Origin of the sequence: Rhodococcus sp. MALMAid1271 (assembly GCF_049195265.1) — a bacterium.
In the GTDB taxonomy this organism is placed as follows: Bacteria; Actinomycetota; Actinomycetes; order Mycobacteriales; family Mycobacteriaceae; genus Rhodococcoides.
Genome location: NZ_JBMIRQ010000107.1, coordinates 59,544 through 80,987, shown reverse-complemented (window position 1 = coordinate 80,987; position 21,444 = coordinate 59,544). Strand labels below are relative to the sequence as shown.

General features: G+C 64.3%; 20 protein-coding genes. 15 read left to right on the top strand and 5 right to left on the bottom strand.

What is annotated here, in order from left to right; genetic code table 11:
- Positions 1-7: 7 nt before the first annotated feature.
- Positions 8-361, top strand: a complete 354-nt coding sequence (gene hisI, locus ACOQFP_RS17695; RefSeq protein ID WP_421585043.1) for a phosphoribosyl-AMP cyclohydrolase — start codon at positions 8-10, stop codon at positions 359-361.
- On the opposite strand, the gene ACOQFP_RS17690 is transcribed toward hisI, so the two are convergent.
- Both ACOQFP_RS17690 and ACOQFP_RS17685 read right to left on the bottom strand, forming a co-directional pair.
- Positions 352-858, bottom strand: coding sequence for a MarR family winged helix-turn-helix transcriptional regulator (locus tag ACOQFP_RS17690; RefSeq protein ID WP_206488713.1), 507 nt, complete (start codon positions 856-858; stop codon positions 352-354). The genes hisI and ACOQFP_RS17690 overlap by 10 nt on opposite strands.
- 88 nt (positions 859-946) lie before the next feature.
- A complete protein-coding gene (locus ACOQFP_RS17685) occupies positions 947-1,408 on the bottom strand; it encodes a peroxiredoxin (protein ID WP_206488712.1) in 462 nt (153 codons plus the stop codon).
- Positions 1,409-1,528: 120 nt separating this feature from the next.
- Here ACOQFP_RS17685 and ACOQFP_RS17680 point away from each other — a divergent pair, with 120 nt between their 5' ends.
- The 12 genes from ACOQFP_RS17680 (at position 1,529) to ACOQFP_RS17625 (ending at position 18,258) form a co-directional block, all read left to right on the top strand.
- Positions 1,529-3,097 (top strand): anthranilate synthase component I, encoded by a 1,569-nt coding sequence (locus tag ACOQFP_RS17680; RefSeq protein WP_421585042.1) that lies wholly within the window; start codon positions 1,529-1,531, stop codon positions 3,095-3,097.
- The gene (locus ACOQFP_RS17675; protein ID WP_206488710.1) at positions 3,094-3,777 is read left to right on the top strand and encodes a TIGR02234 family membrane protein; all 684 of its coding nucleotides are present in this window, start codon (positions 3,094-3,096) and stop codon (positions 3,775-3,777) included. The genes ACOQFP_RS17680 and ACOQFP_RS17675 overlap by 4 nt, the downstream gene beginning before the upstream one ends.
- A gap of 59 nt (positions 3,778-3,836) precedes the next feature.
- Complete coding sequence (gene trpC, locus ACOQFP_RS17670) at positions 3,837-4,646, top strand: indole-3-glycerol phosphate synthase TrpC (RefSeq protein WP_206488709.1); 810 nt, start codon at positions 3,837-3,839, stop codon at positions 4,644-4,646.
- Positions 4,647-4,741: 95 nt separating this feature from the next.
- Entirely contained in the window at positions 4,742-6,052 is a 1,311-nt protein-coding gene (trpB, locus tag ACOQFP_RS17665; protein ID WP_206488812.1) for a tryptophan synthase subunit beta, read from the top strand.
- Positions 6,049-6,852 (top strand): tryptophan synthase subunit alpha, encoded by an 804-nt coding sequence (gene trpA, locus ACOQFP_RS17660; protein WP_206488708.1) that lies wholly within the window; start codon positions 6,049-6,051, stop codon positions 6,850-6,852. The genes trpB and trpA overlap by 4 nt, the downstream gene beginning before the upstream one ends.
- Entirely contained in the window at positions 6,849-7,904 is a 1,056-nt protein-coding gene (gene lgt / locus ACOQFP_RS17655) for a prolipoprotein diacylglyceryl transferase (RefSeq protein WP_421585041.1), read from the top strand. The genes trpA and lgt overlap by 4 nt, the downstream gene beginning before the upstream one ends.
- Entirely contained in the window at positions 7,897-8,739 is an 843-nt protein-coding gene (locus ACOQFP_RS17650; protein ID WP_421585040.1) for an NINE protein, read from the top strand. Before lgt ends, ACOQFP_RS17650 begins: the two co-directional genes overlap by 8 nt.
- 39 nt (positions 8,740-8,778) lie before the next feature.
- A complete protein-coding gene (locus ACOQFP_RS17645; RefSeq protein WP_421585039.1) occupies positions 8,779-9,414 on the top strand; it encodes an NINE protein in 636 nt (211 codons plus the stop codon).
- Between the two features lie 309 nt (positions 9,415-9,723).
- Positions 9,724-14,292 carry a glutamate synthase large subunit gene (gene gltB / locus ACOQFP_RS17640; protein WP_421585038.1) on the top strand — a complete coding sequence of 1,523 codons (4,569 nt, stop codon included), beginning with the start codon at positions 9,724-9,726 and terminating at the stop codon, positions 14,290-14,292.
- Positions 14,285-15,790, top strand: coding sequence for a glutamate synthase subunit beta (locus tag ACOQFP_RS17635; RefSeq protein WP_206488703.1), 1,506 nt, complete (start codon positions 14,285-14,287; stop codon positions 15,788-15,790). The genes gltB and ACOQFP_RS17635 overlap by 8 nt, the downstream gene beginning before the upstream one ends.
- A 122-nt stretch (positions 15,791-15,912) precedes the next feature.
- Positions 15,913-17,331 (top strand): pyruvate kinase, encoded by a 1,419-nt coding sequence (pyk, locus tag ACOQFP_RS17630; RefSeq protein ID WP_206488702.1) that lies wholly within the window; start codon positions 15,913-15,915, stop codon positions 17,329-17,331.
- A gap of 54 nt (positions 17,332-17,385) precedes the next feature.
- Entirely contained in the window at positions 17,386-18,258 is an 873-nt protein-coding gene (locus tag ACOQFP_RS17625; protein ID WP_421585037.1) for an acyl-CoA thioesterase, read from the top strand.
- Here ACOQFP_RS17625 and ACOQFP_RS17620 read toward each other — a convergent pair.
- Positions 18,224-18,748, bottom strand: a complete 525-nt coding sequence (locus ACOQFP_RS17620) for a DNA-deoxyinosine glycosylase (protein WP_341244521.1) — start codon at positions 18,746-18,748, stop codon at positions 18,224-18,226. The two genes, ACOQFP_RS17625 and ACOQFP_RS17620, sit on opposite strands and share 35 nt — an antisense overlap.
- A 57-nt stretch (positions 18,749-18,805) precedes the next feature.
- Here ACOQFP_RS17620 and ACOQFP_RS17615 point away from each other — a divergent pair, with 57 nt between their 5' ends.
- Entirely contained in the window at positions 18,806-19,009 is a 204-nt protein-coding gene (locus tag ACOQFP_RS17615; protein WP_206488699.1) for a hypothetical protein, read from the top strand.
- Here the strand turns inward: ACOQFP_RS17615 and ACOQFP_RS17610 are convergent.
- Entirely contained in the window at positions 18,985-19,476 is a 492-nt protein-coding gene (locus tag ACOQFP_RS17610; protein ID WP_421585036.1) for a DUF1772 domain-containing protein, read from the bottom strand. The two genes, ACOQFP_RS17615 and ACOQFP_RS17610, sit on opposite strands and share 25 nt — an antisense overlap.
- A 244-nt stretch (positions 19,477-19,720) precedes the next feature.
- Here ACOQFP_RS17610 and ACOQFP_RS17605 point away from each other — a divergent pair, with 244 nt between their 5' ends.
- Positions 19,721-20,695 (top strand): AraC family transcriptional regulator, encoded by a 975-nt coding sequence (locus tag ACOQFP_RS17605; RefSeq protein WP_421585035.1) that lies wholly within the window; start codon positions 19,721-19,723, stop codon positions 20,693-20,695.
- A 14-nt stretch (positions 20,696-20,709) separates the two neighbouring features.
- Here ACOQFP_RS17605 and ACOQFP_RS17600 read toward each other — a convergent pair whose 3' ends face one another.
- Positions 20,710-21,441, bottom strand: a complete 732-nt coding sequence (locus ACOQFP_RS17600) for an AAA family ATPase (RefSeq protein WP_341244519.1) — start codon at positions 21,439-21,441, stop codon at positions 20,710-20,712.
- Positions 21,442-21,444 lie beyond the last annotated feature (3 nt).

The following is a 21,444-nucleotide window of genomic DNA, read 5'->3' as shown; positions in this document are numbered from 1 at the left end:
TTCTCCGATGACACTCGATCCGAGCTTGTCCGCGAGGCTCAAACGCAACGATGCCGGACTGTTCAGTGCCGTGGTGCAGGAACGGTCGACCGGTCAGGTGTTGATGGTCGCGTGGATGGATGACCAGGCGCTGGCCCGCACGATCGAAACCCGTAAGGGCACTTACTATTCGAGGTCCAGGCAGCAGTACTGGATCAAGGGGGAGACGTCGGGGCACACACAGTACGTGCACGAGGTCCGGCTCGATTGCGACGGTGACGCCGTGCTCGTGATCGTCGATCAGGTCGGTGCGGCCTGTCACACCGGCGCGCACACCTGCTTCGACGCCGACGTTCTGTTGGGTCCCGATTCTCAGGCCTGACCGGTTCCTGCTGCGATTGCCTTGTCCAACTGCGCGAGCAGCGTCGAACTGAGCGTCGTGAGATCACTGACCTCGGAATCGGTGAGCCCGTCGAAGATCAGGGCCTGCACGGTAGCGACATGGCCCGGTGCCGATGCGACGACCTTGTCCATTCCGGCGTCGGTCAGGACGGCATGAGATCCGCGGCTCCCCGGAATGCTTTCGCGCCGAATCCATCCGGCTTTCTCCAGCTTGGTGACGACATGCGACAGCCGCGAGAGTGACGCGTTGGCGTATTCGGCCAAGTCTCGGAGCTGAATGCGGCGCTGTGGGTGCTCGCTGACGACTGCGAGAACGAAGTAGTCGAAGTGTGTCAGTTGCGAATCTCGTTGGAGCTGAGTGTCCAGTGCTGCCGGGAGCCGAGTGACCAAGGCGACCAACGACCGCCAGGCCTTCTGCTGTTCCTCGGTGAGCCAACGGGATTCCGCCGTGTCCTTCGATGTCTCCGACGCTTCCATCGCGGGGGAACCTCTCGATCAAGATGGTTGTGATCTGCACATGATGCCTCGAGCTTCCCCCCGCTCGGGCATCACCTCGTTCGGCACCCTAAGAACTGTGTGCGCGCAGGTACTCCAGAGCCTTGTCGGCATGGGCTTCGAATCGAACTTCGCTCGAGAAGGTTTCGAGCACCTTCCGGTCGGTGCCGATGACGAAGGTTGCGCGCTTGACCGGAGAGAGCTTGGCGAGCAGTCCGCGTTTGACCCCGAACGCGGCGGCGACGGTGCCGTCCTCGTCGGAGAGCAGGGGGTAGTCGAACGATTTCGACGCGGCGAATTCTGCCTGCTTGGCGACGGCGTCGGCACTGATTCCGACCCTGGTGGCTCCGACCTCGGCGAACTCGGAGGCCAAGTCCCGGAAGTGGCACGCTTCGGCGGTGCAGCCGGGGGTGAATGCGGCCGGGTAGAAGAACAGCACGATCGGGCCGTCGGTCAAGAGTTCGGTGAGCGTTCGAGTCTGCCCGGTCTGGTCCGGAAGGGAAAAATCGGGAACGAGCTCGCCTGGTTTCATGTGCTGCACGTTACCGCGACCGGCAAGAGGTGGGGGGCAGGAGCGGAGCCTGCGGAGTGACCGGGGGCAGGAGCGGAGCCGCGGAGTGACCCGTTGGGTCGAACCTGGGAGGATGGAACGATGCACGGCGAGACGACCACCGACCCCAGCCCCACCCGCGAGACCGATCCTTCGGACTCGACCACCTCCCGCGAGGTGTTTCGGCAGCTCGCCGCCGAGCATCGAGTGGTGCCGGTGACGAGAAAGGTGCTCGCAGACTCCGAGACTCCGCTGTCGGCGTATCAGAAGCTCGGGGCGGATCGGCCCGGCACATTCTTGCTCGAGTCCGCTGAGAACGGACGTTCGTGGTCGAGGTGGTCGTTCATCGGTGCCGGTGCTCCGGCAGCGTTGACCGTGGTCGACGGCGAGGCGGTGTGGCGAGGCAATGTTCCTGCCGGGGTGCCGAACGGCGGCGATCCTCTCGAGGTGTTGGCGCGGACGTTGGAGTTGTTGCATTCGGAGCGGGTGCCTGGTCTGCCTCCGTTGACCGGTGGCATGGTCGGCTACCTCGGCTACGACTCGGTCCGGCGGATCGAGAAGCTGCCCGAGCACGCTCAGGACGATCTCGGTGTTCCGGAGATGGTGATGTTGCTCGCCACCGATCTTGCGGCCGTCGACCATCACGAGGGCGCGATCACTCTGATCGCAAACGCGGTGAACTGGGACGGCTCCGACGAACATGTCGACCGTGCGTACGACGATGCTGTTCGGCGGCTGGACCGGATGTGTGCGGACCTGTCGAAGCCCGCTGCCTCCACCGTTTCCACGTTCGCCAAGCCCGCCCCGAAGTTTCGCAGGCAACGGACTTCCGAGGGCTTCGGCACCGATGTCGACCGCCTGGTGAAGGAGATCGAAGCCGGGGAGGCGTTCCAGGTGGTGCTGTCGCAACGTTTCGAGATGGACACCGAGGCTTCTCCGCTCGACATCTATCGGATGCTGCGGGCGTCGAATCCCAGCCCGTACATGTATTTGATGCACGTTCCCGGCGCTGACGACGAGACGGCGTTTTCCATTGTGGGATCCAGCCCGGAGGCCTTGGTGACGGTGGTCGACGGCCTCGCGACCACTCACCCGATCGCCGGTACGCGCTGGCGCGGCAGGTCGGAGGAGGAGGACGTGTTGCTCGAGAAGGATCTGCTTGCGGACGAGAAGGAGAACGCCGAGCACCTGATGCTCGTGGATCTCGGCCGAAACGATCTCGGACGTGTCTGTGCTCCCGGCACGGTTCGGGTGAGCGACTATCGACATATCGAGCGTTACAGCCACGTCATGCATCTGGTGTCGACGGTCACAGGCCGCTTGGCGGAGGGCAAGCGCGCCCTCGACGCGGTCAAGGCGTGTTTCCCGGCCGGCACATTGTCGGGTGCTCCGAAGGTGCGCGCGATGGAACTGATCGACGAGTTGGAGCCGACCCGGCGCGGCATCTACGGCGGCATCGTCGGGTATCTCGATTTTGCGGGTGACGCAGACACGGCCATCTCGATTCGCACGGCCCTGGTCAAGGATGGCACCGCGTACGTTCAGGCCGGTGCGGGCGTCGTGGCCGACTCGGTCGCGGAGTACGAAGACGACGAAGCGCGAAACAAGGCGATGGCAGTGTTGGGAGCCGTTGCGGCAGCGGAGTCGCTGCGCGAGGTCGGTGGCCGATGACCGAAGGATCCGGGCGTCGCAGTTCCGCCGCAGTTCCCGTAGCGCTGCTGGTCGTGGCGGCGGCGTGCCTGTGGGGTGCGTCGCGGATGACGTGGGTGCGGGTGACGTCCGCCGACGGTCTGGGAGAGGGCCGAACGGACTCACTTCTGGGTAGTACCTGGGCCGCTGCCACCACTCCGTTGGCGCTGGTGCTGTTGGCCGCAGTTGCGGCGTCGTTCGCGGTGCGAGGGTGGGCCCTGCGGGTTCTGGCCCTGCTGATTGCAGCGGTAGCCGTCGCGGCCGCGATCCCGGCTGTTCGATTGCTGACCGCCGGTGCCTCCGATGCCCAGTCTGCGGCGCTGGCCGAACTGCCGGCCAGGGCCGAGGTGTCGTCGACGGATGTCTCGGTTCTGCCTGCGATCGTCACGCTGATCGGGGCGCTCTGTGCCTTGGCTGCGGCCGTGGTGTCGATTCGGAGAACATCTGCCTCGCAGGTACTCTCGTCCAAGTACGACGCTCCGGCAGTGCGCCGTGACGAGGTGGCGCGGCGCTCCCGCATTTCCTCGGCGGAGAACAGTGCACGGGACGAGGGCGAGGACCTCACCGAACGCATGATGTGGGACGCACTCGACGCCGGGGAAGACCCTACCGACGAGTCCGGCACCCCGCGTTCGTCGGATCGACACGGCCCTCTACGCTAGGTCCGACGGCGATGAGATTCCTCACATCGAATGTCGACGCTCAGAAAGGACTGGGGCACATGACTGTTCTCGACTCGATTCTCGACGGAGTCCGGGCCGATGTGGCCGCTCGTGAATCGGTGGTCGATTTCGCCGCCGTGAAAGCAGCAGCGAAGGCAGCCCCGGCACCGCTCGACGCGGCAGCAGCCCTGCGTGAGGACGGTATCGGTGTCATCGCCGAGGTCAAGCGCGCCAGTCCGTCCAAAGGTGCGTTGGCCGACATCGGGGATCCGGCAGTGCTGGCTCGCGCCTACGAGCAGGGCGGTGCCCGCGTCATCAGCGTCCTGACCGAGGAGCGCCGTTTCCACGGTTCCCTCGCAGACCTCGACGCGGTGCGTGCTGCCGTCTCGATCCCGGTGCTGCGCAAAGACTTCATCGTCGGTCCGTACCAGATCCACGAGGCGCGAGCCCACGGTGCCGACGTCATTCTGCTGATCGTCGCGGCACTCGAGCAGGATGCACTGACCTCACTGCTCGATCGCACCGAGTCCCTGGGAATGACGGCGTTGGTCGAGGTCCACACCGAGGCCGAGGCGGACCGTGCGCTCGAAGCGGGTGCCACGGTCATCGGAATCAACGCGCGCAACCTCAAGACCCTCGAGATCGACCGTGACAGTTTCAGTCGCATTGCGCCTGGTCTGCCCAGCGAGATCATTCGTATTGCAGAGTCCGGTGTGCGGGGCACAGCCGATTTGCTCGCATACGCCGGTGCCGGGGCGGACGCAGTACTGGTCGGCGAGGGCTTGGTGACTTCGGGCGATCCACGCACCGCTGTCTCGGACCTGGTGACGGCGGGAACCCACCCGTCGTGCCCCAAGCCCGCGCGCTGACCATGTCCAGGTGAACCGGCACCCGACCCGAGCGCGGCGATAGTCCGCCTCTGGGGCACACTGGACCGGTGAGCACCAGCAATTCTTCAGGCACCGTGGACGCCGCGCAGGCAGTCCGCTTCAAGGGCGCTGATCTGCCGCAGAGCAGCATCGGCCTCACCGAACGCAGCCCGCACGAGCCCGATGTGGGCGGCCATTTCGGTGTCTATGGCGGCAGATTTGTGCCCGAGGCGCTGATGGGCGTCATCGAGGAAGTCACCGCCGAGTACGAGAAAGTCCGTAGCGACAACGAGTTCCTCGGTGAACTCGATCGGCTGCAACGCGACTACACCGGGCGTCCGTCCCCCGTATTCGAAGCGAGCCGACTGTCCGAGCACGCCGGCGGCGCTCGGATTCTCCTCAAGCGAGAAGACCTCAATCACACCGGTTCTCACAAGATCAACAACGTTCTGGGCCAGGTTCTCCTGGCGAAGCGGATGGGCAAGACTCGGATCATCGCCGAGACCGGGGCCGGCCAGCACGGCGTGGCAACCGCCACCGCCTGTGCGCTCCTCGGGCTCGAATGTGTCGTGTACATGGGTGAGGTCGATACCGAGCGCCAGGCGCTCAACGTTGCCCGGATGCGTCTGCTCGGATCGAGCGTCGTGGCCGTCAAATCGGGATCGCGCACGCTCAAGGATGCGATCAACGAGGCCCTGCGCGACTGGGTCACCAACGCGCACAACACGTATTACTGTTTCGGGACCGTCGCAGGGCCACATCCGTTCCCGGTCATGGTGCGTGACTTCCAGCGCATCATCGGCCTCGAAGCGCGTCAGCAAGTGCTCGCGTCCACGGGGCGACTGCCCGACGCCATCGCGGCCTGTGTCGGTGGCGGGTCCAACGCGATCGGAATCTTCCATGCGTTCATCGACGACGCCGACGTCCGCCTGATCGGCCTCGAAGCGGCGGGCGATGGTGTCGATACCGGCAGGCATGCTGCGACCATCAGTGGTGGCTCACCGGGTGCGTTGCACGGTGCGTACTCGTACCTCCTGCAGGACGAGGACGGCCAGACCATCGAATCTCATTCCATCTCGGCCGGTTTGGACTATCCGGGTGTCGGTCCGGAGCATTCGTACCTGCACGACATAGGGCGGGCCGAGTATCGCGGCATCACCGATACCGAAGCGATGAACGCGTTCGAGTTGTTGTGCCGCACCGAGGGCATCATTCCGGCCATCGAGTCCGCGCATGCCGTCGCAGGCGCGTTGACCCTCGGCAAGGAACTCGGCCAGGATGCGATCATCCTGGTCAACCTGTCCGGACGCGGCGACAAAGACGTCGACACCGCGGCCGAATGGTTCGGTCTGATGGACCGGAACGGCGAAGCGAACGTCGACGACGAAGCAGGTGTCAAGCCATGAGCAACAACGACTCTCGCCTTTCCGAGACTTTCGCGCAGTGCCGGGCCGAGGGGCGCGCAGCTCTCGTCGGCTACCTCCCTGCGGGTTTCCCGACCGTGCAGCGCTCGATCGAGGTGGTCGAGACGATGGTCGACGCCGGATGCGACATCGTCGAGGTGGGCATTCCGTACTCCGATCCCGTGATGGACGGCCCCACGATTCAAGCGGCAGCAGATGTTGCGATGCGTGCCGGTGCGCGGGTCAAGGACGTGTTCACGGTCGCCGAGAAGGTCGCGGCCGCAGGTGGAAAACCTGTTGTCATGACCTACTGGAACCTGGTGCTCAAATACGGCATCGAGAACTTCGCGCGAGACTTGGCCGGTGCCGGTGGGCTTGGAATCATCACCCCGGACCTCATTCCGGACGAGGCACAGGAGTGGATCGAAGTCTCCGACGCCTACGGACTCGATCGCATCTTCCTCGTGGCCCCCTCGTCCACCGAGGAGAGGCTCGTCAGCACAGTCGAGGCCAGTAGCGGTTTCGTCTATGCCGCGTCGACCATGGGCGTCACCGGTGCCCGGGACGCAGTGTCCTCGATGGCCCCGGCGCTGTCGGCCCGTATTCGTCAGCATTCCGACATTCCCATCGGGGTCGGCCTCGGGGTTCGCTCCGGAGCGCAGGCGGCCGAGATCGCACGCTATGCCGACGCGGTCATCGTCGGTTCGGCGTTGGTCAGTGCCGTGGACAAGGGACTCGACGCGGTCCGTGAGCTGACGACGGAACTGGCCGAGGGTGTCCGTTCCGCTAACGTAGCGTCGTGACTTCGACCGCAGTCCTGGCCTACATTCCCAGCCCGCCGCAGGGGGTGTGGCACGTCGGACCGCTGGCACTACGGGCCTACGCCCTGTTCATCATCATCGGCATCGTCATTTCGGTGGTGTGGGGTGATCGCCGCTGGGTTGCGCGAGGTGGAACCAAGGGGACCGTCCTCGACGTCGCAGTGTGGGCCGTCCCGTTCGGCTTGCTCGGCGGACGTCTGTATCACGTGGCCACGGACTGGAAGACCTACTTCGGACCCGGCGGACGGCCGATCGAGGCTCTGTACGTCTGGAACGGCGGTCTCGGAATCTGGGGAGCAGTGTTCCTCGGCGGCGTCGGTGCCTGGATTGCGTGCCGTCGACGCGGCATTCCGCTACCTGCGTTCGGTGACGCGGTCGGACCGCCGATTCTGCTGGCTCAGGCGATCGGGCGCATCGGCAACTACTTCAACCAGGAACTGTACGGACGCGCTACGACGCAGCCGTGGGGTCTGGAAATCTACGAGCGCGTCGACGCGAACGGTCGGCTAGATCCGCTGAACGGCGTCTCGACCGGGTTCGTGGAGAGGGTCGTTCATCCGACGTTCCTGTACGAGCTGCTCTGGAGCGTCGCGATCGTCGCACTGCTGGTGCTGGTCGACCGCAAATACACGATCGGTCACGGACGACTGTTCGCGCTCTACGTAGCCGGATACTGCGCCGGACGGTTCTGGGTGGAACTGATGCGTGACGACTTCGCCACGAAGATAGCCGGAATCCGCATCAACAGTTTCACCTCGGCCATCGTCTTCGTTCTTGCCGTCGCATACTTCTTGATCGCCACGAAGGGCCGTGAAGACCCCGCCACGCTGAAGTCCAACGACGACCAGGACCTCGACGGGGGCGAGGCACGCGCCGATGCGTCCGCGCAGTCGGTGGAGAACTCGAACGCGGCTGACCCGAGCGCGACCGAACCCGGCACCGATGAGGCCGGCACCGAAGTGGGCCGAGCCGATGCGCAGGACACGCAGGCGTCTGACAAGAAAGCAGAGGAAGAAGGCAGTACCCGTGGTTGATTTCGACAAGACCCCCGGCACAGATCCGCAGCGCGACTCCAGCGCGGGTGACTCGAAGGACAACGAGGTGACGCCGACGAGCTCGTTCGGCACGCCGTTCGACTACGATGCCACCGCCGAAGCGTCTCTCTCGGAACCGCCCGCCACCTCGGAGTCTGCGCCATCGCACGGTCCTACCGGGTCCACTGGGCCAGGTTGGGACACCTACTCGGGCATCGGAAACGGGCCGGGTTGGTCGAGCACACCGAGTTACCCTGCGCCCAGCTCGGACGGCAGCGCAGACCAATCGTTCAGCGATTTTCCTCCCACCTCTGGCTATCCGCAGCAGGGTTACCCACAACAGGGTTACCCACAACAGGGCTACCCACAACAGGGCTACGGTCAGCAACAGAATCTCGGTCAACCCCAGGGTTACGGGCCGCAGGGATACGGACCCCAGGGTTACGGTCCGCAGGGTTACGGGCCGCAGGGCTATGCACAACAAGGCTTCGGCGGACCGTCGGGCTACCCGGGTGGGCCGGTGTTCGGTGCCGGTCCCGACGCGCCGTACGGCCGCGACCCGGTGACCGGTCTGCCGCTGTCGGACAAGTCCAAGGTCGTCGCTGGCTTGCTGCAGTTGCTCCTCGGCTGGTTGGGAGTGGGCCGCTTCTACCTCGGTAGTACCGGAATCGGCGTCGCACAAGTGCTGCTGTTCTTCTCCGGCGTGCTGCTCCTCGCGGTGTTCGGCCTCGGTCTGATAGTGCTGTTGGGCCTGTTCGTGTGGCACGTGACAGACGGAGTTCTGATACTGGTGGGCAATGTAACCGACCCTCAGGGGCGAAAACTGCGAGACTGATGCCCTCGTTCGTATCGCACCGTCGTAAGGGAGCTCGAAGTGAGTGAGGCAGACCCATCGTCATCGGACGGATCGTCGAAGGACGAATCGAATCCGTCCGAGCCGAGAATTTCATTCGAGAAGCGCACTCCCTCGGACTCCGGTCCTGTGTACGGCGCACCCGACCCCAAGTTCGCCACACCCCAGTACGGCACTTCCGAAGATGGCGCGTCCGATGGGCAATTCGGACCGTCACCCGGAGCCGGCTATCCGCCCCCCACCGATGGTTCCGGTCAGTTCGCGCCGCCGCCCCCGCCCTACGGCGGTCCGCAGTACGGGGAACCGCAGTACCCGGGTCCGCAGTACGGGGAACCGCAGTACGCGGGTCCTCAGTACGGTGGTCCTCAGTATGCGGGCGGACCCGGCTTCATGGACCCGATGGCCCCGTACGGCAGGCACCCCATGACCGGCGAGCCGTACTCGGACAAGCAGAAGCTGACGGCTGGGCTGCTCAACATCCTGCTGGGAGCATTCGGGGCCGGACGGTTCTACCTGAACCAACCGGGTATCGCCGTGGCGCAGATAGCCGTCACGTGGCTCACCTGTGGCATCGGGGGTATCTGGCCCCTGATCGACGGAATAATGATGCTCACCGGTAGCGTCCGAGATCAGCACGGTCGACCACTTCGCGACTGACAGCGCAGAAGCATCGAGGGAATCAAGCACTGACGCAATGCAGTGCCCCGGTATTCGCGAGTGCCACTGCGGCGACGTCAGCTGCTAGGATTTCGCCATCCGGGAGCGATCCCGGATTCTTTCGCGGGCCAGAGTTGTCCCGGTCAAAACCCGACAGGCATTTGTAGTTCGGCTCGTTCGACCACGTCGGTCGAGATGAGTCGAGGAGTCGGCGGGGTTGCCGAGACTTACGGTGCAGCACATAGATCACTGCACTGCCGTCGCGACCCTCCGGCCTATGTGGAGGTGAGCGTAGTGCTGTTTTCTCGGATGCCTGCAGAGCAGGGCCTGTACGACCCGAGTGCGGAGAAGGATTCCTGCGGCGTTGCGATGATCGCCGACATCGCAGGTCGACGTTCCCACGACATCGTGGCGGATGGTGTTCTCGCATTGGAGAATCTCGAACACCGTGGAGCGGCCGGAGCCGAGCCCAACAGCGGCGACGGTGCGGGCATCCTGATTCAGCTGCCGGTCGAACTCCTCGCCTCACTTGCACCCTTCGATCTCCCTGCCCCCGATGCCGATGGCGACAACACGTTCGCGGCCGGAGTGTGCTTTCTGCCGCAGGGATTCCGTGAGCGTGCGATCGCTGTGGATCGCGTCGAAACCGTTGCGGCAGAAGAAGGTCTGGAGGTCCTCGGCTGGGTTCCGGTCGAGGTCGATCCGGATCGAGCCGACGTCGGAGTCACGGCACTGGGCTGCATGCCGTACATGAGCTACCTGTTCGTCACCGCTCCCGAGGTCGACGGCGCGCGTCCGGCCGGTCTTGCGCTCGATCGGTTGGTGTACGGACTGCGTAAGCGATCCGAGCGGGTCACCCCCGAGATCGAGTCCGACGGATCGGGACTGTTCTTTCCGTCGCTGTCCTCGCGGACCATCGTCTACAAGGGCATGCTCACCACCATGCAGTTGCCGCTGTACTTCCCGGAACTGCGTAATCCGTTGTGCAAGAGTGCAATTGCCATTGTTCACAGTCGATTCTCGACGAATACGTTCCCGTCGTGGCCGCTGGCGCACCCGCATCGTTACGTCGCCCACAACGGTGAGATCAATACCGTCAAAGGCAATCGCAATCGCATGCGTGCCCGAGAAGCGTTGCTGTCGAGCGATCTGATCCCTGGTGACCTCGAGCGGTTGTTCCCGATCTGCAATCCCGATGCATCGGATTCGGTGTCCCTGGACGAAGTACTCGAACTACTGCATCTGGGTGGGCGCAGTGTGCCCCACGTGGTCATGATGATGGTGCCCGAACCGTGGGAGAACCACCGCACGATGGACCCGCGGGTGCGAGCGTTCTACCAGTTCCACTCCTCGATGATGGAGGCATGGGACGGGCCGGCCTGTGTGACGTTCACCGACGGTAGCTACGTCGGAGCGGTTCTGGACCGCAACGGTCTTCGGCCAGGGCGGTGGTGGCAGACGGTCGACGGGCGAGTGATTCTCGCAAGCGAAGCCGGTGTACTCGATGTGCCGCAATCCGAGGTCGTGGCCAAGGGACGCCTCGAGCCCGGAAAGATGTTCCTGATAGATACCGCCGCGGGCCGATTGGTTCCCGATGACGAGATCAAGCTCCAATTGGCAACCGAACACCCCTACCAGGAGTGGCTGCATGCCGGCCTGCTGGAGATCAAGAGCTTGCCCGAGCGCGCACACGTCCAGTACAACCACGAGTCCGTGGTTCGTAGGCAGGTCGCATTCGGATACACCGAGGAAGACCTTCGCGTCGTACTGACGCCGATGGCCGCTTCCGGGGGAGAACCACTGGGTTCGATGGGTACCGACACACCTTCTGCGGTGATGTCGCAGCGCTCACGCCAGCTCTACGACTACTTCATCGAACTGTTCGCCCAGGTCACCAATCCACCGCTCGATTCGATCCGTGAGGAGATCGTGACCTCGCTCTCGCGGGTAATGGGTCCGGAGCAGAACTTGCTCGAGCCCACCGCGGCATCGTGCAGGCAGATCGTGTTGCCGTGGCCGGTGCTCGACAACGACGAGCTCAACAAGATCATTCACATCAACGAGGACGGGGACCATCCCGGACTGTCGGCGACGGTACTGCGCGGCCTGTACGAGGTCGAACGCGGCGGTGAAGGTCTCGCCGAGGCGATCGAGGAGCTGCGCGCCGGGGCATCGGAGGCGATCGCCGCCGGATACCGGACGCTGATCATCTCCGACCGCGATTCGGACCACACTCGGGCACCGATCCCGTCACTGCTTGCCACCTCGGCGGTGCACCATCATCTCGTTCGCACCAAGGAGCGCACCAAGGTCGCCCTCGTCGTCGAGTCCGGGGACGCGCGCGAAGTCCATCACCTGGCGCTGCTCATCGGATTCGGTGCCGCAGCAGTCAACCCGTATCTGGCGATGGAGTCGATCGAGGATCTGGTGGGTGAGGGCGAACTGACCGGGGTCGAGCGGACCGTCGCAGTGCGCAACTACCTGTACGGGCTCGGCAAGGGTGTGCTGAAGGTGATGTCCAAGATGGGCATCTCGACTGTCGGTTCGTACACCGGAGCCCAGGTTTTCGAGGCCGTCGGTCTCGACCGCGAGGTGGTGCGCGAGTACTTCAAAGGAACTGCGTCCAAGCTCGGCGGCGTCGGTCTCGACGTGCTCGCCGAGGAGGTCAAGGTGCGCCATCGGCGGGCATACCCCGAGAATCCGACCGACCGTGTGCACCGTCGGCTCGAGATCGGCGGCGAGTATCAGTTCCGGCGCGAGGGAGAGCTGCATCTGTTCACACCCGAGACGGTGTTCCTGTTGCAGCACGCCACGCGAACCGGCCGATACGACGTATTTCAGAAGTACACCGACGAGGTGGATCGGCTCGCCCGTGAAGGAGGTGCCCTGCGCGGCCTGTTCGAGTTCAAAGACGGTGTGCGGCCTCCGGTGCCACTCGACGAGGTGGAGTCCGTCGAGTCGATCGTCACCCGGTTCAACACCGGTGCGATGAGCTACGGATCGATCTCCGCCGAAGCGCACGAGACGATGGCCGTTGCGATGAACAACCTCGGCGCGCGATCCAACTCGGGCGAAGGCGGAGAGGACATCGATCGCCTCTACGACTCGAGTCGTCGCAGCGCCGTCAAACAGGTCGCCAGTGGTCGGTTCGGTGTCACCAGCGACTATCTCGTCAATGCCACGGATATTCAGATCAAGATGGCGCAGGGTGCCAAGCCCGGTGAGGGCGGTCAGTTGCCCGGCTACAAGGTGTATCCGTGGGTGGCGAAGACCCGGCATTCGACGCCGGGCGTCGGGCTGATTTCGCCGCCTCCGCACCATGACATCTATTCCATCGAGGATCTCGCACAGCTGATTCACGATCTCAAGAACGCCAACGAGAACGCACGCGTGCACGTCAAGCTCGTCAGTTCCGTCGGCGTCGGGACCGTGGCGACCGGTGTCAGTAAGGCGCACGCCGATGTCGTGCTGATCTCCGGATACGACGGTGGAACCGGAGCGGCTCCGTTGACCTCGCTCAAACATGCCGGTGCTCCGTGGGAGATCGGGCTTGCCGACGCCCAGCAGACGCTGGTCCTCAACGGCTTGCGTGATCGCATCACCGTGCAGTGCGACGGAGGACTGCGGACCGGTCGAGACGTCATCGTGGCGGCACTGCTCGGTGCGGAAGAGTTCGGCTTCTCGACGGCTCCACTGATCGTGGCGGGTTGCATCATGATGCGCGTCTGTCATCTCGACACGTGCCCGGTGGGCGTTGCGACGCAGAACCCGGAACTACGCAAGCGGTTCACCGGCAAACCCGAGTTCCTCGAGGACTTCTTCAAGTTCATCGCCGAGGACGTGCGAAAGTACCTCGCGCAGCTCGGATTCCGCAGTATCGACGAAGCAGTCGGCCACGCCGATGTGCTCGAGACTGCGGCAGGGGTTGCGCACTGGAAGAGCAAGGGGCTCGATCTGGCTCCGATCTTCGCGATGCCCGTCGACCGACAGGGCGCACCGATGACGCAGCGTCGACGCCTACGCGAGCAGGACCACGGCCTCGATCTCGCGCTCGATCGGACGCTGATCCAGTTGGCCGAGGGAGCGCTGGAGGACTCGCATCCGGTTCGCCTCGAGCTTCCGGTACGTAACGTCAATCGCACCGTGGGCACACTTCTGGGCTCCGAGGTCACTCGACGCTACGGTGCGGGTGGTCTGCCGGACGACACGATTCACATCGCGTTCACCGGATCGGCCGGACAGTCGCTGGGAGCATTCCTGCCGCCGGGCATCACCTTGGATCTGGTCGGCGACGCGAACGATTATGTGGGCAAGGGCTTGTCCGGGGGCCGGATCGTCGTGCGACCCGCTCCGGATGCGCTGTTCGTCGCCGAGGACAACGTGATCGCAGGCAACACCATTCTGTACGGAGCGACGTCGGGCGAGGTGTACCTGCGGGGCAAAGCAGGGGAGCGGTTCGCGGTCCGGAACTCGGGAGCGGTGGCGGTGAACGAGGGGGTGGGCGACCACGCTTTCGAGTACATGACCGGCGGCAGGGTCGTCGTACTCGGACCGACCGGCCGCAACATGGCGGCGGGGATGTCGGGCGGCATCGCGTTCGTCCTCGGTCTGGATCCGGCCGACGTGAACATGGCGATGGTCGAACTGCAGGTCCCCGACCCGGACGATCTGATGTGGCTGCGCGAGACCGTCGACAAGCATCGACGGTGGACGGGCTCGACTGTCGCGACGTCGTTGTTGGCCGACTGGCCCCGCCGGTCTGCTCTGTTCACCAAAATCATGCCCGTCGACTACCAGCGGGTGCTGGAAGCGACTCGAATGGCGCGTGCCGAAGGGCGCGACGTCGATGCTGCGATCATGGAGGCTGCACGTGGCTGATCCACAAGGATTTCTCAAAGTCGTCAAACGCGATGCTGCCAAGCGTCCGATCAGTGAGCGGGTCAAGGACTGGAACGAGGTGTACTCGCACCAGCCGACGAGCGAACGTGCAGCGGAGGTCTCCGATCAGGCGCGTCGGTGTATGGATTGCGGAATTCCGTTCTGTCACTCGGGAACTGCAGGTTGCCCACTGGGAAATCTGATTCCCGAATGGAATGATCTGGTGCGCCGTGGTCGCTGGGATGCGGCGAGCGATCGACTGCATGCGACGAACAATTTCCCGGAATTCACCGGCCGGGTCTGCCCCGCACCGTGCGAATCAGCGTGTGTGCTCTCGATCTCCGAGGCGGCCACCGGGGGCAGCGTCACCATCAAGCGGGTCGAGCAGACGATCGCAGATCTGGCATGGGAAGAGGGCAGTGTCGTCCCACAGCCGCCGACGATCTCGACCGGTAAGCGGGTTGCTGTCGTCGGATCGGGGCCGGCGGGATTGGCTGCGGCGCAACAACTCACGCGCGCGGGCCATGACGTCACCGTGTACGAGCGGGACGATCGCCTCGGCGGACTGCTCCGATACGGCATTCCGGAATTCAAGCTCGAAAAATCGGTACTCGACCAGCGTCTGATGCAGATGCGAGCCGAGGGAACGCATTTCGTCACCGATTGCGAGGTGGGTATCGACTTCACGGTCGAACAGCTGCGCACATCGTTCGACGCGGTGGTGCTCGCCGTCGGAGCTCTCCGGGCCCGCGACAATACCGAGGTGATCGGTCGCGGCCTGGACGGAATTCACCTGGCGATGGAGCACCTGGTGCCGTCGAACAAGGAGTGCGAAGGCGACGGACCCACGACGATCTCCGCTGCGGACAAGCACGTGGTGATCATCGGCGGCGGTGACACCGGAGCCGACTGCTTGGGTACCGCTCACCGGCAAGGCGCGGCGTCGGTCACCCAACTCGACTACAACCCGGCGCTACCGGGGGCGCGAGACGACAGTCTCTCACCGTGGCCCTCGTGGCCCCTGGTGCTGCGCACGTCACCCGCGCACGCCGAGGGCGGCGTCGTACGTCATCAGGTTGCGGTTCAGCGATTTCTCGGCGACGAGCGCGGGCATGTTCGCGCCATGGTGCTCGCCGAGGTCGAGGTGCAGCGCGACGCGGACGGTCGACGGATCGTCACGCCCATCGGTGAGGAGGTCGAATTGCCCTGTGATCTGGCGTTGTTCGCCATCGGATTCGAGGGTGTCGAGCACGGTCCGCTGCTCGAGGAGTACGGCCTGACGCCGACCAAGCGGGGTGCGCTCTCGTGTGGTCCCGATTGGCAGACCACGGCACCCGGGGTGTTCGTCTGTGGAGATGCGCATCGCGGCGCTTCGTTGGTCGTGTGGGCGATCGCAGAAGGTCGATCGGCGGCCCACGGTGTCGATGCTTTTCTCACCGGGCACTCGGAATTGCCGTCGCCGGTGCACCCGACTGCCCTGCCTCTCGCGGTGGTGTGACTCCCGTCTCTGAACCGGTACAGGCGGCTTCAGCAGCATCGCAGCGAGGCTACCGATCGGTAGTATTCAGCTGGACGTGTCTGCGATAGAGAACGCGGCCTCCAGCGGCTAGGCTCGCTTTCGTGAGCCGACGTACGAAGATTGTCTGCACCCTTGGACCCGCAACCGCAACCACAGAGCGCATCCGCGAACTCGTCGAGAGTGGAATGGATGTCGCACGACTGAATTTCAGCCATGGCGATCACCCCGATCACCAAGCCAACTACGAGAGGGTCCGGGCCGCCTCGGACTCCACCGGCAAAGCGGTGGGCATTCTTGCCGACCTGCAGGGACCGAAAATTCGTCTCGGCCGCTTCGCCGAGGGCTCGACCACGTGGGCGAGCGGTGAACTCGTCCGCATCACCGTCGAGGACTGCGAAGGCACTCACGACCGGGTGTCGACCACGTACAAGGAGCTGGCCCAGGACGCCAAGGAAGGCGATCGCCTTCTCGTCGACGACGGCAAGGTGGGCCTCGTGGTCACCGGCGTCGAGGGCAACGACGTGCTGTGCCGTGTCACCGAAGGCGGACCGGTCAGCAACAACAAGGGCGTTTCTCTGCCCGGTATGGACGTATCCGTTCCAGCCATGAGCGAGAAGGACATCGCGGATCTCGAGTTCGCGCTCGCTCTCGGTGTCGATTTCATCGCGCTGTCGTTCGTGCGTTCGCCCGCGGATGTCGAACTCGTGCACGCCGTGATGGATCGCGTGGGTCGTCGAGTTCCCGTCATCGCCAAGCTGGAGAAGCCCGAAGCGGTCGACAATCTCGAAGCGATCGTGCTCGCGTTCGATGCGATCATGGTCGCTCGTGGGGACCTCGGCGTCGAGTTGCCACTCGAACAGGTGCCGCTGGTGCAGAAGCGCGCGATCCAGATCGCCCGCGCCAATGCCAAGCCCGTCATCGTCGCGACTCAGATGCTCGAATCGATGATCGAGAACTCTCGTCCCACGCGCGCCGAGGCGTCCGATGTCGCCAACGCGGTGCTCGACGGCACCGACGCGGTCATGCTCTCCGGTGAGACCTCGGTCGGCAAGTACGTCATGGACACGGTGCGGACCATGGCCCGCATCGTCGAGACAGTCGAGACCGAGGGCGACAGTGTGCCGCCGTTGACGCACGTCCCGCGCACCAAGCGTGGAGTGATCTCCTACGCTGCCCGCGATATCGGTGAGCGCCTGGACGCGAAGGCACTCGTGGCCTTCACCCAGTCCGGTGACACCGTTCGACGGTTGGCTCGCTTGCACACCAAGCTGCCGTTGCTTGCGTTCACCTCCATCTCCGAGGTACGCAGCCAGCTGTCGCTGAGCTGGGGAACCGAAACGTTCCTCGTTCCCGACGTCGGATCGACCGATGCGATGGTCAAAGAGGTCGACAAGGCGCTTCTCGAGCTCGGTCGATACAACAAGGGCGATCAGGTCGTGATCGTGGCCGGTGCGCCTCCCGGCACAGTAGGCTCGACCAACTTGATCCATGTGCACCGAATCGGAGAAGAGGACCGGTAAGTGGTCGAAGCGGGGGGAAACGGCGGCAGCGAGAGCGCGCCGAGCAGTACAGCGGTGAAGACTGATCTCGAGACACTCCTCGATCTCCTCGCACTCGAGGAGATCGAGGAGGACGTGTTCGTCGGTGTTCACCCGGAGCAGGTGGGGAGCCGAACGTTCGGGGGGCAACTGGTCGCTCAGGCCCTGATCGCGGCAGGCCGCACCGTGTCCGGCACCTCGCGCGACGTCCACGCGATCAACGCGCACTTCATTCGCGGTGGTGACGTCCACAAGCCGATCGAGTACCGCGTCGGTCGTCAACGCGACGGCCGCGCCTTCGCCAACCGTCAGGTCACCGCAGTGCAGGACGGTAACGAGCTGTTCGTGATGCTTGCTGCCTTCCAGGACTTCGGGAAAGGCCTGGAGCACAGTGTCGAGGTTCCCGAGGTTCCGTACCCCGACGCGCTGCCACCCCTGGGCGATCATTTCGTCGGCTACGAGGATCGACTGCAGATGTTCGTCGACGCCCTCAAGCCGATCGACATGCGATACGCGAATGATCCGGCGTGGATCATGCACGGCACCGGGGAGAAGCTCAATCACAATCGGGTGTGGATGAAGGCCGACGGGGCTCTACCCGACGACCCGATCTTTCACGCCGCGACCATGGGCTACGCGTCGGACACCACGGTGCTCGATTCGATCATCACCACCCACGGACTGTCATGGGGACTCGATCGCATCGTCGCGGCGACGGTCAACCACTCCATCTGGTTCCACCGGCCCTTCAGATTCGACGAGTGGGCTCTCTACGCCACCGAATCACCGGTCGCTGCCGGTTCTCGTGGCCTGGCCACGGGTCGATTCTTCTCGATGGACGGTCAGTTGCTGGCCACCGTCGTGCAGGAAGGGCTCATCCGGCACTTCCCGAAGCGGGTGCGGGCCTGAGCGCAGCCGACCATGCGCGGATTTTCGCATCGCCGCTCAGTGCGGCATGCGCAGGACTGGTCGACGGCAGGCGGGTGAAGCTCACGTGGGGAAGCGTTTCCGGTTTCCCCACGTACCGGCGGTAGCTCTCGGCCGCTTTGGCCCCGTTGAAGAACACCCTGTCGATACTCGCGTACTCCGCGAACAATCCATCGAAATCGTTGGTGACGATGGACGATTCGACTATCGCCGAGTCGAGACTGCCCTGGCGCGTGCACAGCTTCAGCACGTCCCAGACGGCGATCCCGTGGCTTCGAAGTCGCGCGGTGCGCGCGTCGTACGGGAGATCTAGGCCGGCACCGAACAGGCTTCCCATGATCGGCCAGAACGCATTTCGCGGATGGGCGTAGTACTGCTGCGCCTCCAGCGACGCGACACCGGGCATGGAGCCCAGAATCAGGGTTGTGGCGTTCCGGTCGACGATGGGCGCGAAACTGTGCACGACGTTCATGGCGCGATTACAGCAAACCCCTGGCGAGGCATCGGAGAGGGGGCCACAATGGAGGTCATGTTGGATCCACGTGTACTCGACAACAACGAACTCGAAGCCGAACTCGCTGCATTGCGCCGCGGGCGTGACGCGTCGATGGACGAAGGTGCCCGGAACGTCTCGACCGCCGACACCGATCACCTCATCGCGCGGTTCGAGGAAGAAATCCGTAAGCGGCACCAGGATTCGGAATCGGATCAGCCCAACGCCGATCTGCCCTGACCCAGGATCAGCGCGGCGCAGGCCCCCGCCGCGGCGACGGTGCGGACGTTGTTCCACAGAACCCACTTCGTGGTGAACGCTTCCCACGTCGCCACTGCTGCTGCACTGGACGAATCGGCGGCAGCCAAGGCGTCGTTCAGCGGCACGTTCAGCGTGACCGTCACCGCGAAGCAGCCCACCACGTACAAGACGGCACCGGCGACGATCAATGCCCACCGGCCGCTGTCGGTGAACGGACTCAGCACGGCTGCCACCACGCAGGACAGCGCGGTGCCCATGAAGAGGATCAGAAAGAGCGGATTGAGGATCGCGGAATTGGCGCTCTGCATCGACGCCATTGCGATCGGAACCGGAAGGGTTTTCAATCCGGGCAGCACACTGATCGAGAACGCCAGCAGTACTCCCGCCATCAACGCTGATCCAAGTGCGCCGAGAAGTGTTGTTGCCGAGGCTATTCGGTCGATCATGGCACGGGAACCGGTGCCGGGATCGAGTTCGCGAACTCGTCGAAGGAGGGCTCGGCGCTGTTTTGTGTCTCGGCGACGTGAGATCCAACCCGATCGGTCGCTCCCGGAATCGTGATCATGACGGCGTTCCTTCCGTTCGGCTCCTGTGGTGACTCCATCCACTCTGAACGTGCGCAGCTGGATGAACAATGATCTTTCGGCTCGAAAAGATGTCCAATCGTCCAGGCTGTGGGACGATCGATACATGCGAGGACTCGACCCGTGGAAGTCGCCCGATCCTCTCGGGGAAGCGCTGCACTTTCTGCGAATGACCGGATCGTTCTACTGCAGATCCGAACTGGCCGGGTCGTGGGGCTTGGAATTGCCGGCCATGGAGGACGCGCTCTGGTTTCACACCGTCGTCAGCGGTCGTTGTCGGTTGTCGGTGCCCGGCAATCCCACTCGCGATCTCGTTCCCGGTGACTTCGCGCTGGTTCCGCACGGCCGCGGGCACGTGCTCGCCAGCGATGACGATGCTGCGGAGAGTGCACCTGTCGTCTACGACCTTCCGCACGACCATGTCAGCGATCGATATGCGGTCATCCGCAGCGGCACCGGCGAACCGAGTGCGACGCTCATGTGCGGCGCAGTGCGACTGGACCACCCGGCGGCGCAGCAACTGATCGGAGTGTTGCCTGCGCTTGTCGTCATCGAGGCGGATTCGGGCCCGCGGCAGTCGCGGATGCAGTCGCTGCTGGCCATGGTTGCCGACGAGGCGACCTCGCTCGAGCCCGGGGGAGAAGCGATCATCACCAGGCTGTCCGATGTGCTGGTGATCCAGGCTCTGCGGTCGTGGATGGCGGACGACGAGCGGGCACGGTCCGGATGGCTCGGCGCACTCACGGATTCTCGGATCGGGGCCGCGCTCGCCCTCATTCATCGAAACCCCGACGCGCAGTGGACGGTTGCCGCGCTGGCTGCCGAGGTGAAGATGTCTCGTTCGGCCTTCTCTGCTCGATTCACCGAGCTGGTCGGTGAATCGGTGATGCGCTACCTGTCGATGTGGCGGATGCAGATCGCCCAGGACAGCCTTCGGTCGGGCGATGTTTCGGTGGCCGAATTGGCACGGCGTAGCGGATATCTCTCGGAGGCGGCGTTCAGCAAGGCATTCAAACGCGAAACCGGGGTCTCCCCGGGGAGTGTGCGTCGTCGTCGGGAGGGCTCGCTGACGGCAGGCTGACCGACGGGCTGTGGTCAGTCGAACAAGTGGCGTAGGTAGCTGTTCGGATCATCGAGATAGCGTCGCCAATGCTGCACCAATTCCAGCTCGTCCCAGGTGCTTCGGCGTAGTCCGTGCTCGCCCACTTCGACGATGTCCGCGCCCGGTGTGGACGCCAGGATCGGGGAATGAGTGGCACACACGATCTGTGCGCCTTCCTCGCCGAGCTCGGACATCAACGCAATCAACTGCAGGCAAGCAGTGAAGGACAGCGCTGATTCGGGTTCGTCCAGAACGTAGAAACCGGGCTCGGCCAACATGGCACCGAACATGGCCAGAAAGCCTTCGCCGTGACTCATCTCGGCCGTGTTCTCGTCCCAGAATCCCGGCACTCCGCCGAGGTGTTCAGCCATGTCGAATGCGGTCTCGGCGCGGAGAAAGAAGCCGCGCTTGTGCAGTCGTGGGCCGCGTAGCATTCGCGAACCCCGCGGCGTCGTCTCCAGCTCGAGTACCTCGCCGAGGGCGCTGGTCACCTCATCCGGTCGACGCGATTGCTGCGCCGCCCGTCCGCCTCTGGCATCGATTCCGAAACCCTCGGCGATCGCCTCGACGAGGGTCGATTTACCGGAACCGTTGTCGCCGACCACAATCGTGACCGGTGCCAGGAATTCGAGTCCGTTGCGAGCAAGGTCGGCAACGGCAGGCACAGTGAAGGGCCAGCCCGACCCGATGTCCTCGGCGTCGACATAGGCGCGTTCGACGAACATGAT